Here is a 14,358-nt window from a genome sequence, read left to right on the forward strand (position 1 = left end):
CTAAAAGCAAAAATTACTTTGAATGCAGATTATTTGATTAAAGACCATTCCAGGTAATTTAAAAATAATTGGGTTGGATCTCAGTAATACTTGCCTATCCACATCATCTTGGAAGGATCTCTCATGTTGGTGATAGTTACTTTGGAAGGAAATGAAGCCCTGATGTTAGGGTCGGTTTCATGCACTTCAAGAATGGTATATTCAACCCAATTAAAGCCCTTTTTCAATTCGATATCAAAACTGTATTCAGTTTCAACTTCCTCATCATCGGCAGCATAAACACTGCTTTTACAAGTTACATTTAAACTTATATCCTCATCTACATACATCACTTCATAAAAAGACCCTTTAACAGCATTAATATATCCGGGGTCTTCAAGCCAGGATTTAATCCCTTCATCAGAAACTAAAAAAACTGTACCTGACCAATCTCCCTTTTCTGTCAACCTGACATAATCCTGTCTTGCTGCCAGTTTTTCAGCATTTCCACCAAAATCCTCAGGACTATTACAATTAAAATGAAAATTAAAATAGAGAGGCCCTATTGACATTGACCTGTTTTCTTCAGGAATTTGATCCAAGCTGATATTTTCAAGATTTGCTGTAAACTGACCTTTTTTATCAACAGACCCTATTGAAATCGGATAATCCATCCCAAAAAGCATCAAAACCATATCCATTTCGGATTTTTCATGATTTGCGATATTTCCTTTAATTTCCTGCCCATTGGCAAAGAAATATAGGAAAGTAAAGAATAAAGTGAGGGATAGTCTCATATCTGTAAAGGCTTTAGTTTACTCCAATAAAAATTTTTATAATCAAAAAGATAAATCGATTTCTTTAAATATATGAAAACTATGTGCCAAAGTAAAATAATCTTACAGCATTCTGAATGTGAAATGAATTTCATGGTATCAGGTATGTGATATTTATACTACCATGAAAATTGAATAACCCAACAATTAGTTATTTTCATTAATCTAATAGACGAAATGATTTTTTTTGTAAAGACCATTGTAATACTCGGTTTTGTTAGAAAAAAATTCAAATCTAATCATACCAGAAAAGACTTACTTTTAAGGTGATAAATATTAACTAAACTAGAATAAATTCAATTCCTTTTAATTCAGATTTTAGTAATGAACCGGGAATCCAAAAGACTTGGATTGGGAAATTTGACTGAGTTCCGGGGAATGAGGGATGATAAACCCATAACTTACTTCCATTCACATCGAATGGACATTTTGGGCTTTGAAATAAAAGCCTAATGAAAAAAACAAAGCGATTAAGAGATTAAATTTCATGATTAAATATCCAAATTTGGGAAAAAACATCCCAGATTCTGAAATGAATAAAGAAGTAAACGCTATTGCCTATACACCTTCCCCGCCTTACTATGCAGTTATTTTCACCAGCCTCCGTACAGAGGTGGATGATGGTTATGGTGAAATGGCGGATCAAATGGTCGAACTTGCAAAAAAGCAATCAGGCTATCTCGGGCACGAATCCGCGAGAGATGGACTTGGCATCACGGTCAGCTATTGGGAAAGCCTCGATGCCATCCGCAACTGGAAAATGGTCAGTGAACACCTCTTTGCACAGCGAATGGGTAGGGAAAAATGGTATTCCTCCTACAAAACAAGGATTTGTTTGGTCGAAAGGGATTATGGGTTTGAATTGGAAAATTGAAAAATTGGAAGATTCGAAGATTGGAAGGATTTAAGGATTTAAGGATTTAAGGACACAATTCTGATTTCAAAATAAATCAAGTTTTCTTATCCTCATTTCACCAATTCCCGCTCACCATTCAGTTCATAGGGTTGGATGAGGACTTCCAAAGGCAGTCCGAGTAATTCTTTGAGATTTCTGATCATATCTACAGTCATTGCCCTCTTGCGATTGAGTACAAGACTAACAGTAGTTTTACTGCCTATTGCAGGAATTAGGTCTTTTTCTTTTAAACCCTTCATTTCAATAGCTTCTCTGATTGCTATAATTGGGTCTGGTAAATTGATTGGGTAGTGTTCTTTTTCAAACTTTTCAATCAGTGTAACCAACAATTCCGCTTCCATTCCCTCAGGGCTATCTTGATGAGCTTCAAAAACCTTGGCCAACCTATTCAAGGCAGCTTCATATTCTTGTTCGGTGGTAATTATTTTATCCCATTTCATTTTTTTAAAATATTGTTTAAAGGTTTAAAACTGATCTATGGTGTTCGCGTCAACCTTATTGTATTCGGCATGTGTTCCAATAAATTTTATAAAGACCCATTGCCTAACATAACTGATCTGAACAATCAACCTGTACTTGTTTCCTGCAATGTTGAATACCACTCTGTTATTTTTTACAGGATCAGCATCAGGAAAATCTCTGACAACATCTGAAGACTTCTGCCAAACAGAACTTTTCGTGATTGCAAGCCAAGTTTCAATACCTGCTTTTGCATCAGGATGCCTATTGTAAAAGCTGACCAGATTCCTTAAAGCGATAATGTTTTTCAAAGGCTTATATTTTTAACATTTAAATATAACATAAAGTTTTCAAAATGAAAACAAAAAAAGAATTTTGATAATCATTTGTTAAAATTGAAACTGGTAAATACTGCAGTCTTATATTTTTCAGTTTTGAGAGAACCCATAACTCTTTTCACGGCCACCTGAGACTTAGGACAAACTACTGGTTCACTGCCAACTGCGACTGAAAACTGTCTACTCAAACCTCCCCAAATTCAATCCACAACTGCTTGCCTTCATAGAGACTTTCTTCTTCGACATTGAGGTTGGAGATGCCGATGCCGAAGAGGCGGACTGGGGATTTGAGTTCTTCTTGATTGAGGAGTTCCAAGGTGGTTTCCCAGATTTTTTCAGGTTCGGTAAACTGCTCAAAGGTCTTGCTCCGGGTCTGAACCGTGAAATCGTGGTATTTGATCTTGAGGGTGACCGTTCTTCCTTTGATCCCACTTCGGCTGATGCGTCGCTTGAGTTCTTCGAAAATCTCTTCAAGTTCAGTAAGCCATTCTTCCATTTTTGCCAGATCAGTTTCAAAAGTATTTTCTGCACTCAGGGATTTCCGGATTCGGTTGGGTTGGACCTCGCTCAGGTGAATGCCACGGACGATATTATAGAAATGGAGTCCTGATTTACCAAACCTTTTGGTTAGGTATTGCAGGGAAAATTGTTTCAAATCAAACCCATTGTGGATGCCCAATGCTTTCATTTTATCGGCAGTCACTTTCCCAATTCCAAAAAACCGTTCTATCGGCAACTTCTCCAAAAATGTTTCTGCATCCTTGGGCAAGATAACGGCCTGACCATTGGGTTTGTTGATGTCAGAAGCTGTTTTTGCCAAAAACTTGTTGTAAGAAATTCCCGCCGAGGCATTCAATCCAACTTCTTCTTTGATGCGTTTTCGGATTTCAAGGGCAATTCTTGTTGCAGATGGGTTGTTCACTTTGTTTTCGGTCACATCCAAAAAAGCCTCATCCAAAGAAAGGGGCTCCACCAGATCTGTATAAGCATAAAAAATCTCTCTGATCTGATTGGAAATCTCTTTATATCGATCAAATCTGGGAGGAACGAATATAAGGTGTGGACATTTCAGTGCAGCCATTTTGCCAGACATAGCCGATCGGACACCAAATTTCCTTGCTTCGTAAGAGGCTGCAGCCACCACTCCCCTTTCACTGTTGCCGCCAACTGCAAGGGGCTTTCCCCTGAGGTCAGGATTGTCCATCTGCTCCACGGATGCATAGAATGCGTCCATGTCGACATGTATGATTTTCCTGACGTTTTCCATCGTCATTTCCCTTCCAATACTTCCATGATGGCTGAGGCTTTGAGCAGGCACTCTCCATATTCATAGGCTGGATCGGCATCATAGGTGATCGCCGAACCTACCGCAAAGTATCCCTTTCCGAAATTTTTATCAAAAACAATACTCCTAATGATCACATTGAAATCAAAATCGCCATTGACCTGAATATGACCCAAAGTCCCTGAAAACCATCCACGCCTGAAATTCTCATATTTCTCAATCAACTCCATGCACTTGATTTTTGGTGCGCCTGTCATGCTTCCCATTGGAAATGTGGCATGGAAAATTTCTTTCAGTCCAACATCATTCTTGATGGTAGAAGTCACAGTAGAGATCATCTGATGGACCTTGGCAAAAGGATACACGCCAAAAAGCTCCTCCACCTCCACTGATCCTGTTTCAGAGATTTTGGAGAGGTCATTACGCATGAGGTCCACGATCATGAGGTTTTCCGCCCGCTCCTTTTCAGAGTTGAGAAGTTGGTTTTTCAAAGAAAGATCTTCTTCAGCATCTTTCCCCCTTCTTATGGTTCCTTTGATGGGTTGGGCGATAATTTGATTTCCTGCTTTTTTGAGAAATCTCTCAGGAGAGGCTCCGATAAGGTATTTCTCTTTTGCTTTGAATAAGGAGGAAAAAGGCATCGGGGATTTTTTCATCAAATCACTAAAACCGATAATCGGATCCCACTTTTTGTCTTCAAATGTAAATGCCATACAATAATTCAACTCATACATATCTCCTTCTTCGATATGGTTTTGAATAGCATGGATTGCAGAAAAATAGGCTTCCTGATCGGTCGAGGGGCTGAATTTGACTTTTGGGTTGGAGGAATCAGGATAGAAGGATTTGATGATTTCTTCCCCTATTCTTTTGCCTTCAGGATGAAATACCGTGAAGTGAAGCTCATCAAATTTTATGCTGATTTCAGGAATAAAAAACAGTGATTCGGGACAATCAACCGGAACGGGATTGTTGCTGAATAGCTTTTCAACATTGTTTTTGAAATCATAGCTGATGATACCCACCAGCTCTTTTTTGCCGTAATATTGGTCTGCTTCTTCCAAAGTCATCGTCTGCTGTCCTCCCAAAATCTCATTTGAAAAACCACCGTAGGGATAGGATATTTGATTGTTTTGAAAAAAAGAAAAGTAGCTATAATTCAAGTCAAACCACCTGAGCAAATGGTTTTTCCAATCAGGGTAATCAGGAATTGGGAATTCAAATTTTTCTGACATGCAACAAAAGTAACGCATTGGCACAAAAAAAAGAGGAAACCTTTCGGCTTCCTCTTCAGGATATATATACTGAGTTGGATTAGTTTGCTTTGATATCAAAACCTACAGAAACTGTATTGTAGATAAACTGATCTTTGGCTTTGTCCACTGCAGTGGCTTCATCACCATAAGACAATCCCCAAGCCGTTCTGTCGATATTGAAACCTGCAGTTGCATTCACTGCACCGTCTACAATAGACACAGAAGCTGGAAATTTGATGTTTTTGGTAGTACCTCTGATCGTCAGGTTTCCAGAAATCAAGTGGGTGGGATTGGAAGGAGCTACTTCAGAATCTTTCTTTGGTGTATTTTCAGAAGCGAATTCTTCTTTGTCAGCAATGGCACCTGCAGCATAAGGCTCTACAGAAGTCAATTCAAAAGTAGCCTGTGGGTGGTTAGCCGCATCAAAGAAGTCAGGAGACTGAAGGTGACCCCAAAGTTTTCCATAAAATTCATTCGATTCTTCCATATCCTGGATTTTCAATCCTGTGATGTCAAATACAAATTTGGCACCGGTAAGTTCTTCGCCTTGAACAGTCACTTCACCTGTAGTAACAGGGATGACTCCATAATGCTGACCTGTCGGCTTATAACCTCTCCAGTTGATTGTGCTGGTAGAAGGGTCAATAGCGAGTGTTTTGCCTGTTGCCTCAGCTACTTCAGCAGCTTCAGTAGCATCAACTGTGTCACTTGGTTTGCCGCAAGACACGACAATCAGTGCAAGCGCAATAATTAAACCTGTTTGTTGTAATAATTTCATACTGTGGGAATGGTTTGATTTTTTAAATAGATTATATGTATACACATTGATGTATATACACGTAAAACTATTTTCAGATAAAAAAGTTCAGATAATCCAAAAAAAAATAAATTTGATCTTCAGGTATTTGTACACCATCAGATTTAAAAACAAAAAAAAATGGCATTGATTAAAAGTGTAAGGGGATTTAGCCCAAGTTTTGGGGACAAATGCTGGCTGGCAGAAAATGCCACTGTCGTAGGAGATGTGATCATGGGTAAAAATTGCACCGTTTGGTTCAATGCCGTGGTCCGGGGTGATGTACATCACATCAGGATCGGGGATGACACCAATATCCAGGATGGCGCGGTAATCCACTGTACCTACCAAAAATCCGGGACAGTTATAGGAAACAGAGTTTCGATCGCCCATAATGCAGTGGTACATGGCTGTACCATACACGACAATGTGCTGATCGGTATGGGTGCAATCATTATGGACAATGCCGTGGTACATTCCGGTGCAGTTATCGCTGCAGGAGCGGTGGTTTTGGCGGGAACAATAGTGGAGCCTAATTCCATCTATGCAGGCATGCCAGCCAAAAAAGTAAAGGATACCGGTCCCGAAATGCTCGAAATTATTGAAAGAACAGCGCGAAATTACCCCATGTATGCTACATGGTTTCAAGAAAGCGATACAAAATGAGGAAGTTCTTGGTCCGATTCGGCAGCTACAAAAACATCTTTTTTCTTTTTGTACTGTTCTTGGGATTTAATCTTTGGATCTTGCCCGGCATGATGACGGGAGAAAAACCCCTTGACCTGGAGATTAATTATACTGCAGAAGAAGCTTATTCACGACTGAGTCGGTTCTCGGAAGAAATCCGCGAAAGCTACAGGATGGGTCTGATGGTTTCGGACATGATATATCCGATAGTTTACAGTTTACTTTTCTCCTTTATCATTTTTAAACTTTGGCAAAATGAAATGATTGCACTTTTGCCTTTTACGATTCTTGTATTCGATTTTATCGAAAATTTTTCCATCATCACCATGCTGGGTTTGTTTCCCGAAAAATCCATTTTTTGGGGAACATTGGCAGGTATCTCTACAAGTTTAAAATGGTTCTTTACGGCCATTACTTTGATTTTTGTTGTAATTGGATTTGGAAAAAAGACTTTGGAAAAAAAATCCTGAAAGTAAATCCCTTCATTTCAAAATCAGTTCAGTGGAAGCATAAGATTTAAAATTTCCCGATTGATTATTTATTTGGTTGCTGTCAGAAAACTTTGACCATATTTTTTTGTGATTCACCAAAAGCGGACTATTTTTATTCAGATAAGAAAATTTTGTATATGAAAGAGGAATATTTTAAGTGGTACTCCCCACATCTGCACAGAGATGTGCAAATGCTTGCTTTTGGTCATGCGGGATATCCTGTTGTTTTGTACCCAACTTCCATGGGATCATTTCACGAAAACAGAGACATGGGATTGATAGGTGCTGCGAGTTGGTTTATAGAACAAGGCTTGGTTCAGATATTCTGTCCGGAAAGTAATGACAGGGACAGCTTTTATAATAAGCAAATCCACCCCCATCAGCGAATTCAAAATCACATTGCCTATGACCACATGATCCGTCATGAAATCGTAGAAAAAATCAGATTTAATACTTCAGTAGGAAAAGTGGTGATGGCAGGATGCAGTTTTGGAGGTTACCATGCTGCTAATTTCGGCTTCCGTTATCCAGGTTATGTCAGCCACATGTTTTCGATGTCCGGGGCTTTTGAAATCAGAAATTTCATGAATGGTTATAACCACGAAGATATCTTTTATAATTCTCCACTTGAATTTTTACCCGGAAACCATGATGGGGATCTGTGGAAAATGGACATAGTCCTGGGTACTTCCAATTGGGATATTTGCTATGATGCCAATGTGAAGCTGAGCGATTCTTTAGAAGGAAAGGGAATACGCCACTGGCTTGACGTCCGCAAAGACAAGCACCATGATTGGCCGATCTGGAAAGAAATGTTCCCCCATTATTTATCAAGAATCAAATTTAATTAACCAAATACCAACCATATATGAAAAAGATAGGAATTCTGTTTGGCATGGAAGACACTTTTCCCCATGCATTTGTAGAAAGAGTCAATGAAAAAAATGAAAAAGGAATTGTTGCAGAACCTGTTTTGATCGATAAGGTAATCCAAAACCAGCTTTCTGAGTATGCTGTCATCATTGACAGAATTTCTCAGGATGTACCTTTTTACAGGGCTTATCTCAAAAATGCCGCCCTGACAGGCACGGCAGTCATCAACAATCCCTTTTGGTGGAGTGCAGATGACAAGTTTTTCAACAATGCCCTCGCGGACCAATTGGGAGTCCCTCTTCCCAACACAGTGATTTTGCCCTCCGCGGAACACCCCACCGACACAACGGCTAAGTCTTTTAGAAATTTAAAAATGCCTTTGGACTGGCAGGGGATTTTTGATTATGTCGGATTTCCGGCTTACATGAAACCCTATGCAGGAGGTGGCTGGAAAAATGTCTACCGCTTGGAAAATAAAGAGGAATTTTTTCAAAAACATAGGGAAACAGGCCAATTGGTCATGCTGCTCCAAGAAGAAATCGTATTTCAGGAATATTTTAGGGTGTACTGCCTTGGTGGAAAAGCAGTGAGGATCATGCAATATGAACCCCGCAATCCCCACCATCTCCGCTATGTGATAGATGGGCCTCCCGCTTCCAAAAAGCTATTGGCAACAGTAAAGGATTATACCCTCAAACTTTGTCATGGTCTTGGGTATGATTTCAATACCGTAGAATTTGCCGTCAAAGACGGTGTTCCTTATGCAATTGATTTTGGAAACCCTGCACCGGACGCCGATATCAACTCAGTAGGTCAGGCCAACTTTGATTGGGTAGTAGAAGAAGCAGCCAAAATGGCGATCTCCTATGCCAAATCCCATAAACCCGGAAAGATCAACCTTACCTGGGGGACTTTTATGAAAGATGCAGTGAGTTCGGCAAAAAGATTCTGATCTATGAGAAAACTACCTGTTTTTACATTGGGCGTAGAGGAGGAATACCAAATCATTGACCCCAACACAAGGGACCTGAGGTCCCATATGTCAAAAATTGTAGATGGCGCCAAAATCATACTGAAAGAACAGGTCAAAGCAGAAATGCACCAGTCTGTAGTCGAAGTAGGAACAAATATCTGTCAAAACATCGCAGATGCACGAAATGAAGTTTCTTATTTGAGAAAGAAAATCGTAGACCTTGCCTCCGAACAAAACCTGATTGTCGGGGCATCAGGAACCCATCCTTTTTCAAAATGGCAGGAACAGCCCATTACTGACGATCCGCGCTACCATATGATTGTCAAAGAACTTCAGGATACCGCAAGGTCTAACCTGATTTTCGGATTGCATGTACATGTGGGGATCGAAAACAGAGAGTTGGCCCTTCAAATCATGAATCAAGCCTGCTATTTTCTTCCGCATATTTACGCACTTTCGACCAACTCTCCTTTTTGGGAAGGTCGAAATACAGGTTTCAAGGCCTTTAGAGCGCACGTTTTTGCCAAATTCCCAAGAACCGGCTTGCCTGAGTATTTTGATTCGGTACAGTCTTATGATAATTTCCTGGAGACTTTGGTCAAGACAAACTGTATCGACAATCCAAAAAAAATATGGTGGGACCTGAGGATGCACCCCTTCTTCAGTACCATTGAATTCAGGATTTGTGATATGTGTCTCACTGTGGATGAAACGATCTGTATCACGGCATTGATCCAAGCTGTAGTCGCCAAACTCTACAAAATGAGTATGATGAACACGAGCTTCAATATCTACAGAATTGCCTTGATCCGTGAAAACAAATTCAGGGCGGCAAGGTACGGTACCGACGGTCTGATGATTGATTTTGGTCAGAAAAAAGAAGTCGCTTACAAGGAACTCATGATAGAGCTCCTCGAATTCATCGACGATGTAGTCGATGAACTTGGCAGCAGGCAGGAAATCAATTATGTCTACGAGATCCTCAAAAACGGAACCGGAGCAGACAAACAATTGGCTGTATATGAAGAAAATGACCATGACTTGTCCAAAGTAGTGGACTTCATCGTGGGAGAATTCACCAAGGGAATCTGATGCAAGAGGAATATTGAATGTAAGTCAGGAAAAATATTTCTCCTGTCTGCATTCAATAATCCTTAACTTTCAGCCCAAAAAATCCAACAATCACCATGCAAGAAAAAATCAAAGTTGCCGTATTGGATATGTACAATGGAAAAGCCAATCAGGGCATGAGATGTATCCATGATATTGTAGGAAGATTTGCAGACGAACTCAGCCTTGAGGTTTTTGATGTAAGGCAAAACGCCGAGGTTCCCAATATTGAAGACTTCAACGTCTACATTTCTTCTGGTGGACCAGGAAATCCTTTGGAGGGTGATGGGATTTGGGATACTAAATATTACCAACTGATTGATGATATTTGGGTTTGGAACCAAACCAATGAAAGGAAAAAGTATGTCCTTTTCATTTGTCATTCTTATCAGATGGCGGTACAGCATTTTGGCTTGGCAAACGTGACTCGAAGGAAATCCACTTCCTTTGGGGTGATGACGATACACAAAACCGATTCAGGTTTCACCGATCCACTCTTTGAGAGTTTGGACAATCCATTTTGGGCAATAGATTCCAGGGATTATCAGGTTGTCCAACCCCATCAAAAAAGATTCAAAGAATTGGGCGCTGAAATCATCGCTCTGGAAAAAATCCGAAACCATGTAGAATACGAAAGGGCCATCATGGCAATTAGATTTTCACCTGAAATGGTGGGAACGCAGTTTCATCCAGAAGCCGATCCTGTCGGTTTTTTAAGCCACCTCAAAAAACATGAGGTACGGGATGAAATCATTGACTTGAGGGGAAAAGCCAGATATCTCGCCATGTTGGAACATATTGTAGAGGAACATACCATCTACAAGACCAATGAAACCCTGATCCCGAATTTTCTAAGCCAATCTATTGGCTTCATAAAGGAACAACAAGCCATATTACATTAATCTCTAACTTATGATTCATAAGCACCGGGAGTTTTTTAACCAAAACTTCAATGTGGAAAAATACCAGGCTTTTTTAAAAGACCTTGCCTCAGATTTTGACTATTTACCGACATTCAGAGTGGCTGAATCCCCTTTTTTCATTCCAAAGGAACTCAGTCAACAGCTTTTGGAAGGGTGTCAGCATGTAATTGATTTTATAAAAAGGGAGGATTTCAATTCCCTGACTGAAAAATCACTGAGTGTCAATTTCAATGTCCCCAATCAGGATCACCATACCCAATTTCTCGCCATCGACTTTGGAATCTGCGAAGAGGAGGGGAAAATTATTCCAAAACTGATCGAAGTACAGGGTTTTCCATCTGTATTTAATTTCCAATACAATCTCTTTGAAAAATTAAAAAAGGCCTATCCTTATCTCAGTAATTTTACCCCATATTTCAACAGCCTGAATCCTGATAGTTATCTGTCTATATTCAAGGAAACAGTCCTGAAAGGCCACCTTCCTGAAGAGGTCATCCTTTTAGAGATTGAACCCGAAAAACAAAATACAAAAATTGACTTCTATTACTGCCAAAGAGATCTTGGGGTGCCTTTTGTCTGTGTAACGGAAGTGACCAAAAAAGGAAAACAGCTTTTTTACACCAACAAAGAAGGCCGTGAAATCCGCATCAAAAGAATTTATAATCGGGTAATTTTTGATGAACTTGAGGCAAGAAAAGACCTTAAGATGGAATTTTCATTTTTGGAGGAATTGGATGTAGAATGGGCAGGCCATCCAAATTGGTTTTACCGAATCAGTAAATTTATCCTTCCTTACCTCAAAGGACCTTATTTTATAGAGACTACTTTACTGAGCGACCTGAAGGAAATTCCTGAAGATTTGGAAAATTATGTTTTGAAACCTTTGTTCTCCTTTTCGGGAAGCGGGGTGATTTTTAATGTAAAAAAATCAGACATTGAGGAAGTGGTGGACAAAGACCTTTATATACTTCAGAAAAAAGCCAAATATGTCCCTGTGCTTCAAGCTATTGAAGGAAAAGTGAAAGCTGAAGTGAGGATGTTGGCTGTTTGGCCTGAAAAGGATGAAAACCCAACCCTCATCGGTAACTTGGTAAGGCTAAGCCGAGGAGAAATGATCGGTGTCAAATTCAACAAGGACAAAGATTGGGTAGGCGGTACAATTGGCTTGTTTGAGAAATAATTGCGTTGATCTTATTTCAGCAATTGATCCAAATCCACGATTTCGTATCCTGACTTTTGCAGGCCTTTGATCAAATCGGGAAGGAGTTCGTAGAATTTATCTGTGCGCTTTTCCCCCACCCCAATGTGAATTAAGATAATAAAACCATTCAATCCATTTGGATTTTTGTATTCGCATTGCCAGATAGTCTGCAAAATTTCTTCCGAGCCGATGTAATTTTCCATCTCCGGATCTGTGTAATCGGCATTTGTCCTTGGCCCCGGCGTAAAACTGATCAGGTCAAAGCCAAGTTTTCCGGCCCATTCGCTGATATTTTCATTATACCATTCATAAGGAGGTAAAAAATACTGGGCATCTTCCTGTTCGATCCCGAATCGCTTCATTTCAGAATAATTATCTAACAGGTCTTTTGAAAATGTATACCTGTCAATCAATGGCTGGGACCTGTCATCCCATGGACAGTAAAGAAGGTGCTTGTCAGAATGGGCTCCTAAATAATGACCTTGGGTTTTGAGTGACTTGATCAGGCTTTCAAAATCATGGTTCCTGTAAAAATCCCCTGTGAAAAAAAATGAGGCCTTTATTTTATTTTTCTCCAAAGTTTTAAGGATATACCATCCTCCCTCTGCATATTCATGGCCGGTAAAGACTAAGGAAATCTGTTTTTTGGATTGGTCGCCCCGGACGATACCATCGTGTATATATTGGTTTTGACCAAAGGATTTCTGAAAGAAAAAAAGAATGATTGCCATGAAAAGGCCTGAGATGACTGACTTTGTGCTCATGATTGCTAGGGCTTGGTGTGGTGCTATTTGGGATTATTCCAAAAGCCATACCCTGTCCAATTGGCATTGAACAGGAATTTAATTGTGGTTTAAATTGATGTGAAATAACCGTATCTTCCATAGAAGTCATACAGTCGGAACTAAAAACCAGTCATTGCTAAATGAATTGTTTGGGGTGATTTTAATTTACTTGCGAGATTTCGTACAATATTCCAATAAATTCGGTTAAATCAAAATAAACAACCACCGCCTGATCAAAATCACTTTATTTTTACAATCTTTTTGATAGTTTCAGGTCTTCAAATCTTTTGAGCATATATTTATCGCCATCACATTTCCATACAATGATAATAGGGATTTTAAAAGAACCCCAAGACGAGTCAAGGGTAGCACTTTTGCCGGAAGCGGTAAAAACACTCCTTAGCTGGAAAGTCTCGGTTTGGGTAGAAACAAATGCAGGCGCAAGAGCCTATGCATCGGATGAACTCTACAAAGAGGCCGGGGCAGAAATCCACAGCAGACAAGAACTCTTAATGCAATCAGATTTGGTGATCGGAATCCAGCCGATTTCCCAATCGGAAATCAGTGGATTGAAATCAGGGGCTGTCCTGATGGGGCAAATGGGTGCCTTATTCAACCCTGAACTCACAGGATATCTAATCAAGGAGAAAAAGACTGCATTCAGTATGGAATTGGTACCTAGAACAACAAGGGCGCAATCCATGGACGTGCTTTCCTCCATGGCCACTGTTACCGGTTACAAGGCAGTCCTGATGGCGGCCAATCTCTTGCCGAGATTTTTCCCGATGTTTATGACTGCTGCGGGAAGCATCACCCCTGCAAGGGTATTGATCCTCGGAGCAGGGGTGGCGGGATTGCAAGCGATCGCCACTTCAAGAAGATTGGGAGCTTCGGTGTTTGCATTCGATGTCCGGCAGGCTGCCAAAGAGGAAGTGCTTTCATTAGGAGCAAAGTTTGTAGATGTGGAAGGTGCCAAAGAAGATAAAGGTGCAGGAGGATATGCTGTAGAACAATCTGCGGAATACCTTCAAAAACAAAAAGACACCATTCATGAACATGCTTTAAAGGCAGATATCATCATCACTACAGCCCAGATCCCGGGACGAAAAGCGCCTCAATTGGTAGAAGAAAGGACGGTAAGGGCCATGAAACCCGGTTCGGTCATCATCGACCTTGCTGCCTCTTCAGGAGGCAACTGTGCTCTCTCCCAACCAGAACAAACTGTAGAGGTCAACGGTGTTCGTATCGTCGGGGTAGGTAACCTAGCTGCAAGCATGCCTCAGGATGCGAGTAAAATGTATGGCAAAAACTACCTCAACTTCCTCAAACTGATCATCAAAGACGGAAATCTCCACCTTAACTTTGAGGATGACATTGTCACCGGAACATGCGTGTGTCATGCCGGTAATCCGATAAGTCCAAGAATTATTCAAATGCAAAGCAACTGACC

The 14,358-nt window shown here is 40.3% G+C and carries 16 protein-coding genes; 9 read left to right on the forward strand and 7 right to left on the reverse strand.

Features of this window, described 5'->3' with window-relative positions; translation table 11 throughout:
* Nucleotides 1-80: 80 nt before the first annotated feature.
* Nucleotides 81-776: a hypothetical protein gene (locus tag NK987_RS03310; protein WP_259262695.1), complete on the reverse strand. Its 696-nt coding sequence runs from the start codon at nt 774-776 to the stop codon at nt 81-83.
* Between the two features lie 571 nt (nt 777-1,347).
* Between NK987_RS03310 and NK987_RS03315 the strand changes: the two genes are divergently transcribed.
* Nucleotides 1,348-1,689, forward strand: coding sequence for an antibiotic biosynthesis monooxygenase family protein (locus NK987_RS03315; RefSeq protein ID WP_259262696.1), 342 nt, complete (start codon nt 1,348-1,350; stop codon nt 1,687-1,689).
* 92 nt (nt 1,690-1,781) lie between these two features.
* Here the strand turns inward: NK987_RS03315 and NK987_RS03320 are convergent, their stop codons facing one another.
* The 5 genes from NK987_RS03320 to NK987_RS03340 form a co-directional block, all read right to left on the reverse strand.
* Nucleotides 1,782-2,171: a helix-turn-helix domain-containing protein gene (locus tag NK987_RS03320; protein WP_259262697.1), complete on the reverse strand. Its 390-nt coding sequence runs from the start codon at nt 2,169-2,171 to the stop codon at nt 1,782-1,784.
* A 24-nt stretch (nt 2,172-2,195) separates the two neighbouring features.
* Complete coding sequence (locus NK987_RS03325; RefSeq protein ID WP_259262698.1) at nt 2,196-2,501, reverse strand: type II toxin-antitoxin system HigB family toxin; 306 nt, start codon at nt 2,499-2,501, stop codon at nt 2,196-2,198.
* 211 nt (nt 2,502-2,712) lie between these two features.
* Nucleotides 2,713-3,795, reverse strand: a complete 1,083-nt coding sequence (dinB, locus tag NK987_RS03330) for a DNA polymerase IV (RefSeq protein ID WP_259262919.1) — start codon at nt 3,793-3,795, stop codon at nt 2,713-2,715.
* Nucleotides 3,796-3,797: 2 nt separating this feature from the next.
* Nucleotides 3,798-5,048 carry an anthranilate synthase component I family protein gene (locus NK987_RS03335; RefSeq protein ID WP_259262699.1) on the reverse strand — a complete coding sequence of 417 codons (1,251 nt, stop codon included), beginning with the start codon at nt 5,046-5,048 and terminating at the stop codon, nt 3,798-3,800.
* 79 nt (nt 5,049-5,127) lie between these two features.
* Nucleotides 5,128-5,847 (reverse strand): YceI family protein, encoded by a 720-nt coding sequence (locus tag NK987_RS03340; RefSeq protein WP_259262700.1) that lies wholly within the window; start codon nt 5,845-5,847, stop codon nt 5,128-5,130.
* Between the two features lie 159 nt (nt 5,848-6,006).
* Here NK987_RS03340 and NK987_RS03345 point away from each other — a divergent pair, with 159 nt between their 5' ends.
* The 7 genes from NK987_RS03345 to NK987_RS03375 all read left to right on the forward strand — a co-directional run bounded on the left by NK987_RS03345 (nt 6,007) and on the right by NK987_RS03375 (nt 12,102).
* Nucleotides 6,007-6,531, forward strand: coding sequence for a gamma carbonic anhydrase family protein (locus tag NK987_RS03345; protein WP_259262701.1), 525 nt, complete (start codon nt 6,007-6,009; stop codon nt 6,529-6,531).
* Complete coding sequence (locus NK987_RS03350; protein ID WP_259262702.1) at nt 6,528-7,022, forward strand: hypothetical protein; 495 nt, start codon at nt 6,528-6,530, stop codon at nt 7,020-7,022. Before NK987_RS03345 ends, NK987_RS03350 begins: the two co-directional genes overlap by 4 nt.
* Before the next feature lie 158 nt (nt 7,023-7,180).
* Nucleotides 7,181-7,894, forward strand: coding sequence for an alpha/beta hydrolase-fold protein (locus NK987_RS03355; protein WP_259262703.1), 714 nt, complete (start codon nt 7,181-7,183; stop codon nt 7,892-7,894).
* A 17-nt stretch (nt 7,895-7,911) separates the two neighbouring features.
* Nucleotides 7,912-8,868 (forward strand): ATP-grasp domain-containing protein, encoded by a 957-nt coding sequence (locus tag NK987_RS03360; RefSeq protein ID WP_258421791.1) that lies wholly within the window; start codon nt 7,912-7,914, stop codon nt 8,866-8,868.
* 3 nt (nt 8,869-8,871) lie between these two features.
* Entirely contained in the window at nt 8,872-9,981 is a 1,110-nt protein-coding gene (locus NK987_RS03365) for a carboxylate-amine ligase (protein WP_258421790.1), read from the forward strand.
* Nucleotides 9,982-10,076: 95 nt separating this feature from the next.
* On the forward strand, nt 10,077-10,901 hold the full coding sequence (locus tag NK987_RS03370) for a type 1 glutamine amidotransferase (protein ID WP_259262704.1): 825 nt from the start codon (nt 10,077-10,079) through the stop codon (nt 10,899-10,901).
* Between the two features lie 10 nt (nt 10,902-10,911).
* Nucleotides 10,912-12,102 carry a hypothetical protein gene (locus NK987_RS03375; RefSeq protein ID WP_259262705.1) on the forward strand — a complete coding sequence of 397 codons (1,191 nt, stop codon included), beginning with the start codon at nt 10,912-10,914 and terminating at the stop codon, nt 12,100-12,102.
* An 11-nt stretch (nt 12,103-12,113) separates the two neighbouring features.
* Here NK987_RS03375 and NK987_RS03380 read toward each other — a convergent pair whose 3' ends face one another.
* A complete protein-coding gene (locus NK987_RS03380) occupies nt 12,114-12,887 on the reverse strand; it encodes a polysaccharide deacetylase family protein (RefSeq protein WP_258421787.1) in 774 nt (257 codons plus the stop codon).
* Between the two features lie 344 nt (nt 12,888-13,231).
* Here NK987_RS03380 and NK987_RS03385 point away from each other — a divergent pair, with 344 nt between their 5' ends.
* Nucleotides 13,232-14,356 carry a Re/Si-specific NAD(P)(+) transhydrogenase subunit alpha gene (locus NK987_RS03385; RefSeq protein ID WP_259262706.1) on the forward strand — a complete coding sequence of 375 codons (1,125 nt, stop codon included), beginning with the start codon at nt 13,232-13,234 and terminating at the stop codon, nt 14,354-14,356.
* Nucleotides 14,357-14,358 lie beyond the last annotated feature (2 nt).

The organism is Aquiflexum gelatinilyticum (assembly GCF_024813435.1).
Classification (GTDB): Bacteria; Bacteroidota; Bacteroidia; order Cytophagales; family Cyclobacteriaceae; genus Cognataquiflexum; species Cognataquiflexum gelatinilyticum.

What these genes read in the sequence shown, in the direction of transcription:
- NK987_RS03310 (WP_259262695.1), bottom strand. Translation starts at nt 776, where the DNA reads ATGAGACTATCCCTCACTTTATTCTTTACTTTCCTATATTTCTTTGCC.
- NK987_RS03315 (WP_259262696.1), top strand. Translation starts at nt 1,348, where the DNA reads ATGAATAAAGAAGTAAACGCTATTGCCTATACACCTTCCCCGCCTTAC.
- NK987_RS03320 (WP_259262697.1), bottom strand. Translation starts at nt 2,171, where the DNA reads ATGAAATGGGATAAAATAATTACCACCGAACAAGAATATGAAGCTGCC.
- dinB (WP_259262919.1), bottom strand. Translation starts at nt 3,795, where the DNA reads ATGGAAAACGTCAGGAAAATCATACATGTCGACATGGACGCATTCTAT.
- NK987_RS03335 (WP_259262699.1), bottom strand. Translation starts at nt 5,048, where the DNA reads ATGTCAGAAAAATTTGAATTCCCAATTCCTGATTACCCTGATTGGAAA.
- NK987_RS03340 (WP_259262700.1), bottom strand. Translation starts at nt 5,847, where the DNA reads ATGAAATTATTACAACAAACAGGTTTAATTATTGCGCTTGCACTGATT.
- NK987_RS03345 (WP_259262701.1), top strand. Translation starts at nt 6,007, where the DNA reads ATGGCATTGATTAAAAGTGTAAGGGGATTTAGCCCAAGTTTTGGGGAC.
- NK987_RS03350 (WP_259262702.1), top strand. Translation starts at nt 6,528, where the DNA reads ATGAGGAAGTTCTTGGTCCGATTCGGCAGCTACAAAAACATCTTTTTT.
- NK987_RS03355 (WP_259262703.1), top strand. Translation starts at nt 7,181, where the DNA reads ATGAAAGAGGAATATTTTAAGTGGTACTCCCCACATCTGCACAGAGAT.
- NK987_RS03360 (WP_258421791.1), top strand. Translation starts at nt 7,912, where the DNA reads ATGAAAAAGATAGGAATTCTGTTTGGCATGGAAGACACTTTTCCCCAT.
- NK987_RS03365 (WP_258421790.1), top strand. Translation starts at nt 8,872, where the DNA reads ATGAGAAAACTACCTGTTTTTACATTGGGCGTAGAGGAGGAATACCAA.
- NK987_RS03370 (WP_259262704.1), top strand. Translation starts at nt 10,077, where the DNA reads ATGCAAGAAAAAATCAAAGTTGCCGTATTGGATATGTACAATGGAAAA.
- NK987_RS03375 (WP_259262705.1), top strand. Translation starts at nt 10,912, where the DNA reads ATGATTCATAAGCACCGGGAGTTTTTTAACCAAAACTTCAATGTGGAA.
- NK987_RS03380 (WP_258421787.1), bottom strand. Translation starts at nt 12,887, where the DNA reads ATGAGCACAAAGTCAGTCATCTCAGGCCTTTTCATGGCAATCATTCTT.
- NK987_RS03385 (WP_259262706.1), top strand. Translation starts at nt 13,232, where the DNA reads ATGATAATAGGGATTTTAAAAGAACCCCAAGACGAGTCAAGGGTAGCA.